This is a genomic window from Streptomyces sp. NPDC101194 (assembly GCF_044767885.1).
Taxonomy (GTDB): domain Bacteria; phylum Actinomycetota; class Actinomycetes; order Streptomycetales; family Streptomycetaceae; genus Streptomyces.
This window is the reverse complement of record NZ_JBIWOS010000002.1, coordinates 1,080,017-1,098,144: the sequence shown is the minus strand read 5'-3', so window position 1 is coordinate 1,098,144 and position 18,128 is coordinate 1,080,017. Positions and strand designations below refer to the sequence as shown.

10 protein-coding genes are annotated in these 18,128 nt (G+C 72.6%); 3 read left to right on the top strand and 7 right to left on the bottom strand.

The annotated features are described in order from the left end of the window. Positions 1-73: 73 nt before the first annotated feature. Both ACIRP2_RS11690 and ACIRP2_RS11685 read right to left on the bottom strand, forming a co-directional pair. Positions 74-3,574: an ATP-dependent helicase gene (locus ACIRP2_RS11690; protein WP_404248890.1), complete on the bottom strand. Its 3,501-nt coding sequence runs from the start codon at positions 3,572-3,574 to the stop codon at positions 74-76. Positions 3,575-3,867: 293 nt separating this feature from the next. After that, positions 3,868-4,344, bottom strand: a complete 477-nt coding sequence (locus ACIRP2_RS11685; RefSeq protein ID WP_404248888.1) for an MGMT family protein — start codon at positions 4,342-4,344, stop codon at positions 3,868-3,870. Positions 4,345-4,565: 221 nt separating this feature from the next. Between ACIRP2_RS11685 and ACIRP2_RS11680 the strand changes: the two genes are divergently transcribed. From ACIRP2_RS11680 to ACIRP2_RS11670, 3 genes are all read left to right on the top strand, one after another. Continuing rightward, positions 4,566-7,391, top strand: coding sequence for a lysylphosphatidylglycerol synthase domain-containing protein (locus ACIRP2_RS11680; RefSeq protein WP_404248886.1), 2,826 nt, complete (start codon positions 4,566-4,568; stop codon positions 7,389-7,391). A gap of 202 nt (positions 7,392-7,593) precedes the next feature. Beyond that, positions 7,594-9,198 (top strand): alpha/beta hydrolase, encoded by a 1,605-nt coding sequence (locus ACIRP2_RS11675; RefSeq protein ID WP_404248884.1) that lies wholly within the window; start codon positions 7,594-7,596, stop codon positions 9,196-9,198. Between the two features lie 342 nt (positions 9,199-9,540). Then, positions 9,541-11,121 carry an alpha/beta hydrolase gene (locus ACIRP2_RS11670; protein ID WP_404248882.1) on the top strand — a complete coding sequence of 527 codons (1,581 nt, stop codon included), beginning with the start codon at positions 9,541-9,543 and terminating at the stop codon, positions 11,119-11,121. 84 nt (positions 11,122-11,205) lie between these two features. Here ACIRP2_RS11670 and moeZ read toward each other — a convergent pair whose 3' ends face one another. From moeZ to ACIRP2_RS11645, 5 genes are all read right to left on the bottom strand, one after another. Beyond that, the gene (gene moeZ / locus ACIRP2_RS11665) at positions 11,206-12,384 is read right to left on the bottom strand and encodes an adenylyltransferase/sulfurtransferase MoeZ (protein ID WP_114246509.1); all 1,179 of its coding nucleotides are present in this window, start codon (positions 12,382-12,384) and stop codon (positions 11,206-11,208) included. An 85-nt stretch (positions 12,385-12,469) separates the two neighbouring features. Continuing rightward, positions 12,470-13,294: a spherulation-specific family 4 protein gene (locus ACIRP2_RS11660; RefSeq protein ID WP_404248880.1), complete on the bottom strand. Its 825-nt coding sequence runs from the start codon at positions 13,292-13,294 to the stop codon at positions 12,470-12,472. After that, positions 13,282-14,247 carry an NAD-dependent epimerase/dehydratase family protein gene (locus ACIRP2_RS11655; protein ID WP_376217821.1) on the bottom strand — a complete coding sequence of 322 codons (966 nt, stop codon included), beginning with the start codon at positions 14,245-14,247 and terminating at the stop codon, positions 13,282-13,284. The genes ACIRP2_RS11660 and ACIRP2_RS11655 overlap by 13 nt, the downstream gene beginning before the upstream one ends. 155 nt (positions 14,248-14,402) lie before the next feature. Next, on the bottom strand, positions 14,403-15,656 hold the full coding sequence (locus tag ACIRP2_RS11650) for a hypothetical protein (RefSeq protein ID WP_404249468.1): 1,254 nt from the start codon (positions 15,654-15,656) through the stop codon (positions 14,403-14,405). A 451-nt stretch (positions 15,657-16,107) separates the two neighbouring features. After that, complete coding sequence (locus ACIRP2_RS11645) at positions 16,108-17,940, bottom strand: glycosyltransferase (protein ID WP_404249466.1); 1,833 nt, start codon at positions 17,938-17,940, stop codon at positions 16,108-16,110. Positions 17,941-18,128 lie beyond the last annotated feature (188 nt).

The following is an 18,128-nucleotide window of genomic DNA, read 5'->3' as shown; positions in this document are numbered from 1 at the left end:
ACACCGGCCCGGTCCGTCCATCGACATCCCCGTCATGGTCGCCCGCAGCCATCCGGGGGGAACGCCGAAGGAGTCACTCCAGGATGTGGCGGCCCTCCGGCTGCGCGCTGCACGAGGCCCGGAAGGCGCAGTTCGTGCAGTGCTGGCCGGTCGTGGGGGTGAAGCGTTCGTCCAGGACCCGGCCAGCGGCCGTGGCCAGGAGTTCGGAGAGCCACTCCCCGGAGAGCGGTTCCTGGGCCTGCACCCTGGGAAGTGCGTCGCCGCCCTCCTTCTTGGGGGCGGGCTGGCGCAGCTGTACGAGTTCGGCACCGCCGGGCGCGGGGCGCCGGCCTTCGAAGACCTCGTCGACCGCCCCTTCCCGTACGGCCAGCTGGTACACGGCGAGCTGGGGGTGCCGGGTGACCTCGTCCTTGGTCGGGGACTGCTTGCCGGTCTTGAAGTCCACGACGTACGCCCGGCCCTCGGCGTCCTCTTCCACCCGGTCCATGGAGCCGCGGATGCGCACCTCGTACTCCCCCGCCTCCAGCGTCACGTCGAAGTCGTGCTCGCTCGCGGCGGGGGTACGGCCGGCCCGGTCCATGACATGCCAGCGCAGGAAACGCTCCAGGGCGACCCTGGCCTGTTCCTTCTCCTGCCGGGACTTCCAGGGGGCGTCGAAGGCGAGTCCGTCCCAGACCGAGTCCAGCCGCTCCATCAGGACGGCCAGGTCCGCGGGGGTGCGCCCGGACGCCACCTCGTCAGCGAGTACGTGGACGACGTTGCCGAAGCCCTGTGCGGCCGTCGCGGGGGCGTCCGCCTTCACCTCGCGGCCGAGGAACCACTGGAGCGCGCAGGTGTTGGCGAGCTGGTCGAGCGCGCTGCCGGAGAGGGCCACGGGCTGGTCCCGGTCGCGGAGCGGAACGGTGGAGCGGGTCGGCTCGTACAGGCCCCACCAGCGATACGGATGGGCCGCGGGTACGAGCGGCTGCCCCTCGTCGTCGGTGAGCGCGGCAAGCCGGGCGAGGCGGCGGGCGGCTGCCTCGCGCAGGGTGTCGGAGGCTTCGGGGTCGACGGTGGTGGCGCGGAGTTCGGCCACGAGGGCGGCGACGGCGAGAGGGCGGCGCGGCCGGCCGGTGACGTCGCGCGGTTCGACGCCGAGCTCGGCGAGGAAGCGGGACGGCTGGTCTCCGTCGTCGGCGGGCGCCTTGACGGCGGTGACGACAAGACGTTCCCGGGCACGGGTCGCCGCGACATAGAAGAGGCGGCGTTCCTCCGCGAGGAGGGCGCCGGGGGTGAGCGGTTCGGCCAGGCCGTCACGGCCGATCCGGTCCGCTTCGAGCAACGAACCGCGGCGGCGCAGGTCGGGCCAGAGCCCCTCCTGCACCCCCGCGACGACGACCAGGCGCCACTCCAGGCCCTTGGACCGGTGTGCGGTCATCAGCCGAACGGCGTCGGGGCGCACGGCGCGCCTGGAGAGGGTGTCGGCCGCGATGTCCTGGGCGTCGACCTCCTCCAGGAAGTTGAGCGCGCCGCGCCCGCCGGTGCGTTCCTCGGCGCGGGCCGCGGTGTCGAAGAGGGCGCAGACCGCGTCGAGGTCGCGGTCGGCGTTGCGGCCGCCCGCCCCGCCGCGCAGCGCGGCACGTTCCAGCCGCGTCGGCCACGGGGTGCCGGACCACAGCTCCCACAGCGCCTCTTCCGCGGTACCGCCGCCTTCGAGGAGCTCACGCGCCTTGCGCAGAAGTGCGCCGAGGCGCTGGGCGCCGCGGGCGTACGCCGGATCGTGCGCGACGAGCCGTTCGGGCTCGGCGAGCGCGCGGGCCAGCAGGTCGCCGGAGGGCGCCGGTACGCGGTTCCCGGCGGACCTCTCCTCGTCGCGCAGGGCCCGGCCGAGCCGACGCAGATCGGCCGCGTCCATGGAGCCGAGGGGAGAGGTGAGAAGGGTCAGGGCGGTCTCGGTGTCCAGCCAGGAGATCGCTTCGGGGGCGGGGGCCTGATCGGGCTCCGGGCCCAGGGCCTGCTCGGGGACCTCTGTCTCTGCCTCCGCCGGCGCCTCCGGCGACACCGAGGGGCGGACCTCCTCGCCTTCCGGGACAGGTGTCTGCGCCCCGAGGACCTCCGTCACAGGGGTGTCTGCCGCAGAGGTCTCCGTCACGGAGGTTTCCGCACCCCGGCGCAGCGCCGCTGTCGCGACGGCACGGAGGGCCGTCAGGAGCGGTGCCACAGCCGGTTCGTGGCGCAGGGGGAGATCGTCGCCGTCGATCTCCAGGGGAACGCCCGCCGCTGTCAGGGCCCGGCGCACCGAAGGGATCGTGCGGCCTCCGGCCCGTACGAGCACCGCCATCTCGTTCCACGGGACGCCGTCCTCCAGATGTGCCCGGCGCAGCAGGTCGGCGATGTTGTCGAGCTCGGCGGAGGCCGTCGGGTAGGTGTACGCCTCCACGTTGCCGCCCTCGCCGACCGCGACGAGCTCCCGGTGGGCGCGGACCTTCGCCGAGGGCAGCCGGGTCAGCGGCATCCGGCGGGTGAGCAGTCGGGTGGCGGCCAGCAGCTGTCCGCCGGAACGTCGCGAGGTGGTGAGGACGCCGACCGGGGCCGGGGTGCCGTCCGCCCGCCGGAACGTCTCCGGGAAGTCGAGGATGCCGTTCACATCGGCGCCCCGGAACGCGTAGATCGACTGGTCCGGGTCACCGAAGGCCACCAGGTCCCGGCCGCCCCCGGCGCCCGGCCCGCTCCCCCGGTTGCCGGCCAGCGCGTGCAGCAGCCGTACCTGCGCCGGGTCCGTGTCCTGGTACTCGTCCACGAACACTGCGTCGTACCGCCCGGCCAGCAGCGCCGAGACCTCGGGGCGCTCCGCGAGCAGCACGGCCCGGTGCACCAGCTCCGCGTAGTCCAGCACCCCCTGCGCGTCCAGCACGTCCAGATACTCGGCGAGGAACTCGGCGGCGGCACCCCAGTCCGGTCGGCCGGTGCGGCGGGCGAAGTCGGCCAGCGCGTCCGGGCCCAGGCCCAGCTCGCGGCTGCGGGCGAGCACCGCCCGTACCTCGTCGGCGAATCCGCGCGTGGTCAGGCAGGCCCGCAGCTCGTCGGGCCAGCGGATGTGCGCGAAACCGTCCTGTTCGAGTTCGAGCTGGCCGGCGAGCAGCTCGCGGACGGTGACGTCCTGCTCCGGTCCGGAGAGCAGCCGCATCGGTTCGGCGAAGAGGTCGGCGTCCTGATGGGCGCGCACCAGTGCGTAACAGAAGGAGTGGAACGTGGTGGCCTGTGGGCCGCGGGCGGCGCCGAGTCTGGCGGCCATCCGGTCGCGCAGCTCCACTGCGGCCTTGCGGCTGAAGGTGAGGACCAGGAGGCGGGCCGGATCGCCGCCCCGTGCCACCCGTGCGGCGACCGCCTCGACGAGCGTGGTCGTCTTGCCGGTGCCGGGTCCGGCCAGCACCAGGAGCGGGCCGCCGGGGTGATCAACCACCGCACGTTGCGCCGCGTCCAGAACAGGGGGAGCCACGGAGCCCGGCGGGGTGCGCACCAGTCGGTACGCGCCCGCGGTCCGCTGCCGTGCCTGACGGTGCGGACTGTGCCGGGTGAAGGAGGAGGAGCTCACGTGGTTCGCCGGTCCTGGTGGGTGTACTGGTGATGAGGGTGCGGCGCGTGCCGCGAACTGACGACGCTACGCCAGCGGGGGCGCGATGCGGGGCGAGTGCGCTGCGTGCCTCGTCACGTCCCGCGTCACCGACGCCCTCGGCGCACTCCATGCCGCGGGAGCGGTCGCCACGCGCCGTGTCGGGGACGCTCCCGGCACGCTTCGCGTCACGGGTGCTGCCACGTGGCGCCTCGTGTTCCCCATCACGTGTCGGGCCCGCCGCCGCCCGTTGCGCCCCCGAATGGCCGAAGCTGTCAGGTGTGAGCACCTCCGCCCTTCTCCCTGCCCGCGCTCGCGTCCGCGTCCGCGCCGCCGGTGACGCCGTCCCACCGTGCCCGCTTCATGTCGAGCCGCGGCAGATGGCCCTCCGCGTTGCGCGACGCCTCGCGCAACGGGGTGCTCTCCTCCCGGTAGTGGCCCAGCGCACGCAGTTCGTGGCCGGGGAGCAGCGCCCCGTCGGCACGCACCACGCGCCACCACGGCACCGCGGCCCCGTACAGTGCCATGACCCGGCCGACCTGGCGCGGGCCCCCGTCGCCCAGCCACTCGGCGACATCGCCATACGTCATGACACGGCCCGGCGGGATCAGCTCGGTGACATCGAGCACCCGCTCCGCGTACTCGGGCAACTCGTCGACCGCCCGGTCGTCGATCGCACCGCCGTCGATCGCCCGGCCGTGGATCGTCCGGTCGCCGCTCGTCCCGTCGCCGCTCGTCCGGTGTTGGCTCATCCGGCCCATCCTGCCGTACTCCACCGACAGTCCGGCGCGATCCGCGAGCGTCCTTTCACGGGGCGTGCGTGCAGGGACAAAGGAGCGTATGTTGCGCTTCGCATGTCCGCGCAGTGCACCCTGATGCCCTCCTGTGTCGCCGGGCCGTGCCACCATCGTGCGGGCGGTGACCGGTGATACGAGAACACGAAGACCAATCAGAGGCGACGAAGGAGCAGGGCGTGCAGCCACCGAAGGCGGCGGACGCCCCTGATGCCGAACCGCACCCGGACACCCCCGACAAGCCCGCCGAAGAGCCCGATGCGCAGCGGGAGGCTTCCCGTACGGGGCAGGGAGAGCCCGGTGCGGGGCAGCAGGCGCTCCCGGGGCATCTGGCCGGCTCGACCCTCTCGACCACCGCGGCCGAACAGGCCGAGCGCGTCTCGGGGGACGAGCCGCTGCTCCCCGCCCGGGTGCACCGGCCCTCCGATCTCATGCGGCTCCTCATCGGTGTCCTGGCGATCGTCGTCCTCTTCTCGATCGCCGCGTTCGCCCACGGCACGACCACCGGTCTCGAACAGGACATCAACAAGGGCACCGGCCAGGCACCCGACATCCTGATCAAGATGGCCGGCCTGGTCTCCAGCATCGCCGTGCTCCTCGTTCCCGTCGCCTTCGCCATCGAGCGGCTGATCAAACGCGACGGGCTGCGGATCGCGGACGGCGTGCTCGCCGCCGTGCTGGCGCACGGCGTCACGCTCGCCGCCGACCTGTGGGTGGCCAAGTCCGCACCCGGCACCATCCAGGACGCCCTGACCCAGCCGCAGCCCGGTGACGCGCTCACCGATCCCGTCCACGGCTATCTCGCTCCCGTCATCGCCTATATGACGGCGGTCGGGATGGCGAGACGGCCGCGCTGGCGGGTCGTGCTGTGGGTGGTGCTGCTGCTCGACGCGTTCGCCATGCTGGTCGGCGGATACACGACCCCGTTCTCGATCGTCCTCACCGTGCTGATCGGCTGGACCGTGGCGTACGGCACGCTGTACGCGGTCGGCTCCCCGAACGTACGGCCGACCGGTCAACACCTGATGGCCGGACTGCGCCATGTCGGCTTCCACCCGGTGACCGCGATGCGCGCCGAGGACACGCCCGACTCCGGCGACCAGAACGACCGGGGGCGCCGCTATCTGGTCACCCTGGAGGACGGGGCGCCCCTGGATGTGACGGTCGTCGACCGCGAGCAACAGGCCCAGGGCTTCTTCTACCGGGTCTGGCGCAGGCTCACCCTGCGCGGCATCACCCAGCGCCGCTCCATCCAGTCGCTGCGTCAGGCTCTGGAGCAGGAGGCGCTGCTCGCGTACGCGGCGATCGCCGCCGGGGCCAACGCACCCAAGCTGATCGCCACCTCCGAGCTCGGGCCCGACGCCGTGATGCTGGTGTACGAGCACATCGGCGGCCGTTCGCTGGACGCGCTGGAGGACTCCGAGATCACCGACGAGCTGGTGCGCGGGGCCTGGCGCCAGGTCAGGGCGCTCCAGTCGCGGCGGATCGCGCACCGCAGGCTCACCGGGGACGCCATCCTGGTCGACCGTTCCGGCGAGGTGTTCGTCACCGATCTGCGCGGCGGCGAGATCGCGGCCGGTGACCTGGTCCTGCGGATGGACGTCGCCCAGTTGCTCACCACCACCGGTCTGCGGGTGGGCGCCGAGCGGGCCGTCGCCGGCGCGCTGGAGGTGCTCGGCCCCGATGCCGTCGCGGACTGTCTGCCGCTGCTCCAGCCGATCGCGCTGAGCCGCTCCACCCGGGCGACCCTGCGCAGGCTCGCCCGGGAACGCGCGCAGCGCGAGCGCGAGGCGGTGCTCGACGCGTCGGACGCGGCCAAGCGCGCCAGGGCGCTCGAACACGGGGCGGCCCAGGACACGGCCGCCGCCGGCACGGGGCCCGACCGTGCGGCCGACCACAAGGCCGCGCGCAAGGCCGCCCGGAAGTCGCTGCGCAACCAGAAGCAGGCCGAGAAGCGGGCCATGGACGACGCCCTGGAGGAGGCGCGCGAAGAGGATCTGCTTTCCCAGATGCGACAGCAGGTGCTGCTGATCCGGCCACAGGCGCCGGTCGAACCGGTACGGCTGGAGCGCATCAAGGCACGCACCCTGTTCAGCTGCATCGCCGGCGCGATCGCCGCGTACTTCCTCATCTCGCAGGTCACCCAGGCCGACTTCGGCGCGGTCGTCGAACAGGCGGAGTGGGGCTGGGTGGCGGCCGCGGTCGGCTTCTCGGCCCTCAGCTACGTCGCGGCGGCGATGAGCCTGCTGGGCTTCGTCCCGGAACGGGTGCCGTTCGGCAAGACCGTGCTGGCACAGGTCGCCGGTTCCTTCGTGAAGCTCGTCGCCCCGGCCGCGGTCGGCGGCGTGGCGCTGAACACGCGCTTCCTGCAGCGTGCGGGAGTGCGCCCGGGGCTCGCCGTGGCGAGTGTCGGCGCCTCACAGCTGTTCGGTCTCGGCTGCCACATCCTGCTGCTGGCCGCGTTCGGCTATCTGACCGGTACGGAGAAGACCCCGTCCTCGCTCACCCCGTCCAGGACGGTGATCGCCGGGCTGCTGACGGTCGCGGTGCTGGTGCTGGTGGTGACGGCGGTTCCGTTCCTGCGGAAGTTCGTGGTGACACGGGTGCGGTCGCTGTTCGCCGGAGTCGTGCCGCGCATGCTCGACGTGGTGCAGCGCCCGCAGAAGCTGCTGACGGGCATCGGCGGGATGCTGCTGCTGACCGGCGTGTTCGTGATGTGTCTGGACGCGTCGGTCCGGGCGTTCAGCGGTCCGGATGTGCCGCGGCTCAGCTACGCGAGCATCGCGGTGGTCTTCCTGGCCGGCAACGCGCTGGGGTCGGCGGCGCCCACACCGGGCGGAATGGGCGCGGTCGAGGGCGCGCTGACGCTGGGGCTGATCGCGGTCGGCCTGCCGAAGGAGGTCGCGGCACCGGCCGTCCTGCTCTACCGGCTGCTGACGCTGTGGCTGCCGGTGCTTCCCGGCTGGCTCTGCTTCAACCATCTGACCCGCAAGGGCGAACTCTGACGCCCCCTCGACGCCCCGGACGGCGCGTCCGGGGCGCCGGTCCCCGGACGCGAGCCCGGTCCGGCCTCCCCGACCCCGCCCGGACGTCCGCGGGGACGGTGTCCGACATCCGCAAGACCGGTCGGCCGATCGGGCGAGAGACCCGCCACCCGCTTGGACCGTGCCCCGTGCACCGGTCCGGTTCTCGCCGCACGATGGGCCCATGAGGACCTCCCCCGCCCTGCGTGCCGCCGCTCTCGCCGCCGCCGTCACCGTGCTCCTGCCCGTCACTGCCTGCTCAAAGAGCGGCAGCAAGGACGGCCCGGACGGGCCCCGGAGCTCTCCCCTCGCGGCGAACGACGCCGACGCGAGCAGCTCCGGCGACCTCACTTCCCAGAAGCTCACCTGGAAGCCGTGCCCTGCCCCGTCCCCGGCACAGGGCAGCGGGACGGCGCCGACGCCGCTGCCCGGTGGAACCCCCTGGGAGTGCTCCTTCATGCGGGTGCCGCTCGATTACGCGAAACCGCACGGCGAGACCATCGAGCTGGCGCTCATCCGGGCCAGGGCCAAGAACCCGGACAAGCGGATCGGCTCCCTCATCTTCAACTTCGGCGGCCCCGGCGCCTCCGGTGTGGCCACCCTGCCCGCCTTCGGCACCGACTACGAAAAACTTCGCTCCCGCTACGACCTGGTCAGCTTCGACCCGCGCGGGGTCGGCCGCAGCGCGGGCGTGGAGTGCGAGACCGACCGGCAACTCGATGTCCGCTACGAGAGCGACGGCACTCCGGACACCGTCGCCGAGGTGAATTCCTTCGTCGAGGACACCAAGATGTTCGCGTTGGCCTGCAAGAAGAACTCCGGCAGGCAGCTCCCCTACGTCGGCACCACCAACGCCGCCCGCGACATGGACCTGATGCGTCAGGTGCTCGGCGACAAGAAGCTGTACTACTTCGGCATCTCCTACGGCACCGAACTGGGCGGCGTCTACGCCAACTTGTTCCCGAAGAACATCGGCAGGTCGGTGCTGGACGGGGTGGTGGACCCGACCCAGAACTCCGAGCAGTCCTCACTCAGCCAGGCCAGGGGGTTCCAGCTCGCGCTGGACAACTTCACCAAGGACTGCGCGGCCCGCGGCGACGCCTGCAAGCTTCCCGGCGCCACCGGGAAGGAGGTCGAGCAGGGGATCTCCGGCCTTCTCGCCAGGCTGGAGAACACGCCGATCCCGGGGCTCGGGTCCCGGCAGCTGACGCAGACCCTGGCCATCACCGGCATCGCGGCCGCCCTCTACTCCAAGGAGACCTGGCCGCTGCTGGAACAGGGGGTGGACGAGGCCGACGGCGGGAACGGAGCGCTGCTCCTCGCCCTCGCCGACTCGCTCAACGGCCGTGCCGAAGACGGCCGCTACAACAACTTGATGGCTGCCAACACCGCCATCAACTGCGCCGACTCCAAGCAACGCTTCACCGCGGATCAGACGAAGACGAGACTTCCGGAGTTCCGGGCCGCCTCGCCGCTCTTCGGTGACTATCTGGGCTGGGGCCTGATGACCTGCACCGGCTGGCCGGTGGCGGGCGCCTGGGAGACCCCGGACGTCAGCGCCCCCGGCGCGCCCCCCATCGTCGTCGTCGGCAACACCGGTGACCCGGCGACCCCGTACGAGGGAGCGAAGGCGATGGCCGACGCGCTGGGCAAGGGTGTGGGGGTGGAGCTGACGTACGAGGGCCAGGGGCACGGCGCGTACAACAGCGGCAACGCCTGCGTGCAGAGGACCGTGAGCGCCTATCTGCTGGACGGTACGGTTCCGGCGGCCGGCACCGTCTGCAAGTGAGCGACCGGCCCGAGACGCCCCGGATGTATCGCTCACGAGCCTTGTCGGCACGGAGGACGTGATCGGAGGCGAAGACCTCCGGCGTGGTGGCGGTGTCCGGGCTCCGCACCGCACACGGCCCGAGGACCGTCCCGTGATCCCCGCTGGATCGGCGTACGGCGTCGGACGCGGTGCGTCGCAAGGCGGAGGGACGCCCGCACAGTGGATGCATGCGGACGTCCGACGACGCGGCGAGGTGCCGTGGCCGCCGTCGCGCGTCCGCCGGGGGTCACGGCGCAGCCCTTAGCATGGACGCACTTTCTGTACGTCGTTGTGAACCCGCACATCGGGGAGGACGCACACGTGGTCGGACACGCACGCGCCGGGGCTCTGGCCGGCGCCGCACTTCTGCTGACGGGCCTGCTCGCGGGCTGTGCCGGCGGTACGGACGACAAACCGGCCGACCGGGCGAACCCCGGCGGTACGTCCACGTCCGGCGATTCGCCCGCCACTCCGGACGGGCGGCCGGGCTCACTCCGGTTGCCGGCGGCCCTCACCTCCCAGCAGGTGGACTGGAACAGCTGCAAGGCCCCTGCGGGCGGCAGCGAACCCGGCGGCGACTGGCGGTGCGCCACGATCGAGGTGCCGCTGGACTACGCGAAGCCGGACGGCGACACCATCGGGATCGCGGTGATCCGCAAGAGCGCGCGGAACGAGGCCCGGCGCCTCGGCGCGATGCTGTTCAACTTCGGCGGCCCCGGCGGTTCGGGAGTCTCGATACTGCCGCGGCTCGCCGACTCGTACAGCAAGCTCAACACCCGCTACGACCTGGTGAGTTTCGATCCGCGCGGGGTGGCGGCCAGCGCGGGAGTGAACTGTCGCACCGACAGGGAGACGGAGGACGCCAACCGGAAGGTCGACATGACCCCGGACACGCCGGCGGAGGAGGCGGCGTTCATGAAGGACGCCGCGGACTTCGGCGCCGGCTGCGAGCGGCGCTCGGGCAAGGTGCTGCCGTACGTCGGTACGGCCAACGCGGCCCGGGACATGGATCTGATCCGTCAGGTGCTGGGCGAGAAGAAGCTCAACTACTTCGGCATCTCCTACGGCACGGAACTCGGCGGCACCTACGCCCACCTCTTCCCCGAGCACGTCGGCCGGACCGTCCTGGACGCCGTCGTCGACCCGACCGCGGACGCGGTCGGGCACGCGCGCAACCAGGCGACCGGTTTCCAGCGGGCACTGGAGAACTACCTCAAGGACCGCGGCCAGGACCCGAAGGCCGGCACGCGGCGCATCGCCCGGCTGCTGGAACGCATCGACAAGAAGCCGCTGCCGACGAACTCGGGCCGTGAGCTCAACGAGTCCCTGGCCATCACCGGCATCGTCATGCCGCTCTACTCCAAGAACAGCTGGCCGTATCTGACCCGGGCACTGGACGAGGCCGAGAAGAGCGGCACCGGCACCCTGCTGCTGCAGCTGGCCGACGCGTACAACGGCCGTGACGCGAAGGGGCACTACGACACCCAGAACCACTCGCAGCGCGCCATCTCCTGCGCGGACAGCAGGCTCCGGCCGACGGCGGCCGAGGCACGGGCCCTGCTCCCCGAGTTCCGGAAACTGTCCCCGGTGTTCGGCCCCTTCCTGGCGTGGGACACGGCCGGCTGGTGCGCGCAGTGGCCGGTGAAGGGCGCACACGACCATCCGGAGGCGAGCGCCCCCGGCGCCGGTCCGATCCTGGTCGTCGGTACGACCGGCGACCCGGCGACGCCCTACGAGGGTGCCCGGAGGATGGCGGACGAGCTGGGCAAGGGCGTCGGCGTCATGCTCACCAACAAGGGCGAGGGGCACGGCTCGTACGGCGAGAGCGCGTGCGTGACGGCGACCGTGGACGCGTACTTCCTGGACGGGAAGGTTCCGGCGGACGGCAGGACCTGCTCGTGACGCACGGCGTGTGCATGTCGAAGGGGCCGGTCCGCAGCGCGCGGACCGGCCCCTTCGGCGTGTGTGTGCCGGTACGGCAATCGCTCAGTACACCGGCTTCTCGGGCTCGATCTGGTTGACCCAGCCGATCACGCCGCCGCCCACGTGCACCGCGTCGGCGAAACCCGCCGACTTGAGGACCGCGAGGACCTCGGCGCTGCGGACACCGGTCTTGCAGTGCAGGACGATGCGCTTGTCCTGCGGGAGGTCCTGGAGTGCGTTGCCCATCAGGAACTCGTTCTTGGGGATCAGCCTGGCACCGGGGATCGAGACGATCTCGAACTCGTTCGGCTCACGGACGTCGATGATCTCGATCTTCTCGTCCGCGTCGATCCACTCCTTGAGCTGCTTGGGAGTGATCGTGGAGCCGAGCGCCGCCTCCTGGGCCTCCTCGGACACGACGCCGCAGAATGCCTCGTAGTCGATGAGCTCGGTGACGGTCGGGTTCTCGCCGCAGACCGCGCAGTCGGGGTCCTTGCGGACCTTGACCTGGCGGTACTGCATCTCCAGGGCGTCGTAGATCATCAGTCGGCCGACCAGCGGGTCACCGATGCCGGCGAGCAGCTTGATGGCCTCGGTGACCTGGATGGAGCCGACCGAGGCGCAGAGCACCCCGAGCACACCGCCCTCGGCGCAGGAGGGGACCATGCCCGGCGGGGGCGGCTCCGGGTAGAGGCAGCGGTAGCAGGGGCCGTGTTCGGACCAGAAGACGGACGCCTGGCCGTCGAACCGGTAGATCGAACCCCAGATGTACGGCTTGTTCAGCAGTACCGCCGCGTCGTTGACCAGATAGCGGGTGGCGAAGTTGTCCGTGCCGTCCACGATCAGGTCGTACTGCGCGAAGATGTCCATCACGTTGTCGGCTTCGAGCCGCTCCTCGTGCAGGACCACGTTCACGTACGGGTTGATGCCCAGCACCGAGTCCTTGGCGGATTCGGCCTTGGAGCGACCGATGTCCGCCTGGCTGTGGATGATCTGGCGCTGCAGGTTCGACTCGTCGACCTCGTCGAACTCCACGATGCCGAGCGTTCCGACACCGGCGGCGGCCAGGTACATCAGGGCCGGCGAACCGAGACCGCCCGCGCCGACACAGAGCACCTTCGCGTTCTTCAGCCGCTTCTGCCCGTCCATCCCGACATCCGGGATGATCAGGTGGCGGGAGTACCTGCGGACCTCGTCGACGGTGAGCTCGGCAGCTGGCTCGACCAGGGGTGGCAGCGACACAGGAACCTCAACAATGCAGGTGGTCGGTTTCTACGTACTTCATCTACGTACGGTTGTTCTCTCGGTAACACTGCCACGCCCCTCCTCATTCCGAGATACCAGGTCCGATCCGCGAGACGATTTCGTCCCAGTAGCTGGGCAGCGCCGCGAATGGGTCTGTTTGTCCCTGTTGATCGTCCCGGTCCGTGAAGAAGATGGTGCCCGCGCCCTGCCAGCGGGCGATGCGCATGGCCTCTTCGAGGTGGGTGCGCGGAACCCCGTGGACGAAGTGCGCGAACCGCTCCGGCGGGTGGGCGGCGGTCCACTCCGCCACCTGGGACCAGCGGTAGTCGGTCCAGGGGCCGGAGAAGGTGACCAGTTGGTCGGCGGCCTCGGCGTAGCCCGGATGGGGGTGGGTGCCCAGGCCCAGCACCAGCGGACCGATCCCCTCGCCGCGGTCGCCGTGTTCGAGGAGCGTGGCGAGCGTGCTGGTGAGACGGCGGACCGCCGGAAGTCCGGCACGGTCGGCCGGGCAGCGGCCGAGATAGAAGCCGTCGACGCGGTACCAGTCGAGGAAGGACTGCGCGTCGGCGATCAGCTCCCCGAAGGGGCGGCAGCCGAAGGCCAGATCCAGATGGCCGAGCAGCCGCCCGCCCGCTGCGCGCACGGAGTCCTGCGGGGCATCACCGTGGACCGCCCGCGCCCGCGCGTTGCGGAGCCGGCCCGCGGCCTCCAGACAGTGCGGGTCGGGGCGGGTGCCGGGGCCGGAGTCGATGTTGAGGACCGCCCAGTGCAGCGGGGTGCCGGGGCGGACCAGTTCGGCCCACTCGGTCGGGGCGAGCAGTGGATGCGCGTATCCGGGGACGCCGAAGCCGAGCTGTTCGGCGCCGCTGGTCCGGCGGACGGTGTCGGTGGGGGTCAGATACGGCACGCCGCCTCCATCCAGATGTCGGCGAGGGACTCCTCCAGATTGATCCGGGGGCGCCAGCCGAGCCGGTCCCTGGCGGTGCGCACGTCGGCCTGCTGCCAGGCACCGCAGCCGTCGGGGTAGGGGGACGGGGTCGCCGAGAGGTGCTCGATGACCGACTCGGTCGAGGTGCGCGGGGCGCCGATGGGCAGCCGGGGCGGGGGCGAGTCGAGCTCGTGGAGCGCGCCCGCGTATCCGGCGACCCTGGCGAGGACGGCGGCCGCGTCCCGGAGCCGCACGGCGCGACCGGTACCGATGTTGACGACGCCCTGCGCCGCGGAGAGCGAGGCGGCGTGCACGGCGCGCGCGACATCGCGTACGTCGACGAAGTCGCGCTGCACGCCGAGGCCGCTGAGCTTCAGCTCGCCGTCGCCGGACTGCATGGCCCGGCGCATCGCCTCGGCGAGCCTGCCGAGTGGGGAGCCGGCCGGGGTGCCCGGACCGACCGGGGAGAAGACCCGCAGCACCACCGCGTCGAGGCCGGAGCCGAGGACGAGCTCGGTGGCGGCGAGCTTGCTGACGCCGTACGGACCGCCGGGACGCGGAATTGCGTCCTCCGCGGTCGATGAGCCGGGCTGCGAGGGCCCGTACTCCGAGGAACAGCCGACCTGGACGAGCCGGGCCGTACAGCCGCTGCGCCGCATCGCCTCGCAGACGGTGGCGACGGCGACGGTGTTGTGGCGGGTCAGATCGCGGGCCCCGCCCCGGGTGGCACCGGCGCAGTTGACGACGACTCCGGGGTGTACGGCGTCCAGGAAGCGGGTCAGCGCGCCGGGGCTGCCGCCGGCGAGGTCGAACCGTACGTCGGCGTCGTCGCCGCGGCCGAGCGCCGTGAGGTGCACGGCGGGGTCGGCGAGCAGGCGGTCGGCCACGAAACGGCCGAGGAAACCGTTGGCTCCGAGCAGCAGCACCCTCATCGCGCGCCCCCTTGGCGCCGACGGCTGGCTGCCGGTGCAGGGGATTGGGGGGTCATGTCCGATATCTCCTTGAGGAAGTGAGGTGCGGTACGGGGACAGGGACCCGCGGCGTCGGCTCCGCGGGGCGTGCGGGTGGTGCGGCTCCGGTCGCGTGGTTACGCGGCGGTGCGGGTTTCGTCGCCGGGGCGAGCTGCGGTGTGGGCGGACGCCCGGGAGAGGCCGACGATGGCGGTGATCAGCAGTCCGAGCGCGGCTGCGCCACAGGCGACGGCGGGGACGGCTCCGGTGCCCGCCGCCGCGACGAGGACGTCGACGGGGCGGGCGAGGAAGTGCAGACCGGGCAGCCGCCCGGCCAGCACCAGGGCGGGGGCCAGGGCTTCTGCGGCACAGGCGGCGGCGAGTCCGGCGGCGGCGTGCCCGGGGAGGCCGTGGACGCTCAGCAGCCGGGCCAGCAGGAGCAGCACCCCGAGCGCGGCCGCCCCGACGAAGGAGCCGCCGCCCCCGTATCCCAGGTGAGCGAGGTACAACAGGCCGGTGAGGGCGCCCAGATGGAGCGCGACGACCCCGAACAGCAGGGGGCGCACGCCTGCGGCGAACTCCTCCAGTGCACGACTGCTGTTGAGTCTGCGGTGCGCGTGGACGGAGAAGAGGTGCACGCACCAGGCGGCCGGGGCGACGGAGAGGGCCAGCCCCAGCATCGGCGCGGGGGTGATCGTCCAGGGGCCTTCGGGGCCGCCGCTGAGGGCCTGGCCGAGCAGCGCGTCACCGTAGAGGACGTAGCCGAGGAGCCAGCAGCCGTAGACATGGGCGGTGCCCGAGGAACCCTTCCCGGCGTGCAGGGGGCCGCTGCGCAGGCTGAGGACGAGGCCGATGAGTGCGACAACCGCTCCCACGAGGGTGATCGCCAGCCGTCCCCGGCCGCCGAGTCCCTCCGTGAGCCTCAGCGCTCCGGCGGTCGCCAGGCAGGCAGCGCCCGGCACCAGCGCGCGGAGCGTCCAGACGGCGCGTGTTTCGGTGTCGCGCTCCTGCGCGCGAAGTCCGGTTGCGGGCTCCGCCGTGACGGCGGGTACGCGGGCGAAGAGCTCCTCGGCGAGCGAGAAGACATCGCGGTGCCGGTAGCGGGCCGCGGCCCGGTCGGTGACGCCATGGGCTTCGAGCCCGGCGGCGATCTCCAGCGGATCGACGGCCCGCTCGCACAGCGCGCGATGGCGGTGCATCAGCGTTTTCACGGGGTCGGCGGGACCGCGGCGCGAAGCTCCGAGCCCGCGCGCCGGTGCGGCGCTCGCGATCTCGGGGGCGCGGGGGGCGGCCGTCTCCTCTCCGGCAGGCTGCCCTCCGGCGGCCCGTTCCCCGGCGGGCTGCCCGCCGGAGGACTCCTCGCCGACGGCCCGTTCTCCGGCACCCGGCACGTCGACGGGGTGCGCTGCGGCGGCGTCCTCCGCGACGGCCCGCCCCGTGCCGAGAGCTCGCTCCGTACCGGCGGCTCCCTCCGCGCCGACGCCCTGCGCGACGGCGCGGGGGGCGGGTCCGGCGCCGGAAGCCGTGGGGGAGGTTCGCCCCGCGGCTGCCGCGGGAACCTCGGGATCCGGGGTCGGCTGTCCCCGGACCGGATCGGAGATCCGGGCGACGGGCGTCCCGGAAGCGAGAGGCTCGTGGGCGACGACGGCCTCATCGGGCACAACGGCATCGGAGACCAGGGCCCGGGAGCGGAGGTCCCAGCTTTCGCCCGCTGCCGGTGCGGCAGGGGCGTCGGACACCCCGGTCGGGCGGCCCATGGTGATTCCTCCGTGATCGTCGCCGGCCGCGTCGGACCGTCCGGGGTCGCCACCGCGCTCCGGACCGGCCGTCCCCCGTTCCTGTTCACGCATCGCCGCCACCCGCTCCCCGCGCCCCCGCGCAGACGGCCCTGGGCTCGACGGCCCAGCCGGGTGTGCGGTCGGCCGCGGCTGCCGGGGCAACGGCCGTCCACGGGCCCTGGACCTGCGCCTCCGGCGGGGTGGCGAACGGGCGCGGTCCGCCGTCGGCGTCCACCTCGTCGGCCTCCCTGTGCACCGGGGCGCGCGAGATCAACTCCAGGTAGATACCGCGGAATGCCGCGAGGTTCTGCTCGACGGTGAAGAGTTCGATCGCGCGTGCGCGCGCCGCCGCTCCGAGCCGTGCGCGGCGCTCCGGATCGCGCAGCAGCGCGAGGCAGGCGTCCGCGAGCGCCTTGGGATTGCGCGGGGGCACCACCAGCCCGGTACCGCCGATGACTTCGACCACCGCGCCGACGTCCGTCGACACCGTGGCCCGTCCGCAGAACATCGCTTCGACCAGACCGGTGGGGAAGCCTTCGGCCACGCTGGACAGGACGACGACCCCACCCGCCGCGTAGGCCTCCGGCAGGTCCCGCACCTCGGCTCCGCCGATCTCCTCGAAGGAGACCGGGTTGTCGCCGACGGCGTGTGCGTCCGTGGCCTCGTCGGGAAACAACTGGGCGGCGAGCGCCCGGCAGTGCGCGAGGTATCCGGCGCCGTCCGGGCCCTGCGCCGCCGCGCCGATGATCCGCAGCCGGGCGTCCGGCTCGGCCTTCCGTACTTCCGCGAAGGCGTGCAGCAGCGCGATCAGGTCCTTGGCGGGCTCGATCCGGCCGACCCACACCAGGGTGTCGTCGGGACCGCTGTCGCCGCTCTCCCCCAGCGCCGCGAACCGGCCGGACTCCATGCCGGCGTGGACGGTGCGCAGTTTCTCGCGTGCGGCACCGCACCGTTCCTGCCAGCGGCGGGCGTGGGTGTCGCCCGGGGTGACGATCGCGGCCTGCCGGTACACCTCGCCGGCCAGCCGCCCGTGGAAGGCGGCGAGCAGGGCGCGTACCGGCGCGCTCAGCGGTGAGTCGCCGGTGGCGAGGTAGTGCTCCCTCAGTCGCACGCCGTGCTCGGTGACCAGCAGCGGAACCCCGAAGAAGCGTTTGGCCAGCAGTCCCGGCAGGGCGGCGGCCCCGCCCGCCGTGGCGTGGCAGAGGTCGACGGCCCCGAGGCTGTCCTCGTCGTACCAGTCGAGGGAGAGCGGGTGCAGCACCCGGTCGAGCTCCCGGGCGAAGGCGAGGAGGTCGGGGACGGCGGCGGTCCGGACGATGCGTCCGGTGCCCGGGGCGCGGCAGGCGGATTCGAGTACGCGCAGGGCGGTCTCGGAGCGGAGCGCGGCGGGCAGCCCCCCGTGTTCGCGGGCCAGTTCGGCGAGTCCGTACAGGCCCTCGGTGAACCGTGTGTCCGCGACGCCGACGGCCCCGCGCCCCTCGTCGCCGCGTTCACCGGAACCCGCCGACGCACCCGTGGCTTCGTCACCACCCGGCGCACCGGGCGCACCCGCCGCGCAGACAGCGGTCGCGAGAGCCGTGAAGTGCGCCGTGAACCGCCGACGTTCGCGCCGTCCGTACGAGCGACCGCCCCCGCCCGTCACCATCCGGGCGAGCAGCCCCTTGGGGACGCGGGTGCCCGGGGTGTCCTCGTCGGCCGTCCACAGCGGTGCCGTGCGCACCCGGCCGACCTGCGCCGGGAGCGGGACCCGACCCTGTGTCTCCTGCTCGGCAAAGCGGCTGAGCGCGAAGAGATCGAACTCGTGTTGCGCGAGTCCGCGCACCAGACGGTCGCACCAGAGTCCGGACTCACCTGTCGCATACGGATGACCACCGTCGGTGAGGAGTCCGATCCGCACGAGCACACCCCCGATCTCCCTTGTGGGCGGCCGCCGTCGGGACGGCGACTCACAGCGGGACGACCGTAAGGGGATACGCCGGTGGGGGGGGGGGCGGGGGGGGGGGGGGGCCCCACCACACCTGTTTAAACAAGATTTATATAAACCACACACGGGGGAGCGCCGGCGCATTGAGTATGCGTACACCA

Bases quoted from the DNA above. Each gene is read 5' to 3' on its own strand.
- ACIRP2_RS11685 (WP_404248888.1), bottom strand. From the start codon at position 4,344: ATGAGCCAACACCGGACGAGCGGCGACGGGACGAGCGGCGACCGGACG.
- ACIRP2_RS11675 (WP_404248884.1), top strand. From the start codon at position 7,594: ATGAGGACCTCCCCCGCCCTGCGTGCCGCCGCTCTCGCCGCCGCCGTC.
- ACIRP2_RS11655 (WP_376217821.1), bottom strand. From the start codon at position 14,247: ATGAGGGTGCTGCTGCTCGGAGCCAACGGTTTCCTCGGCCGTTTCGTG.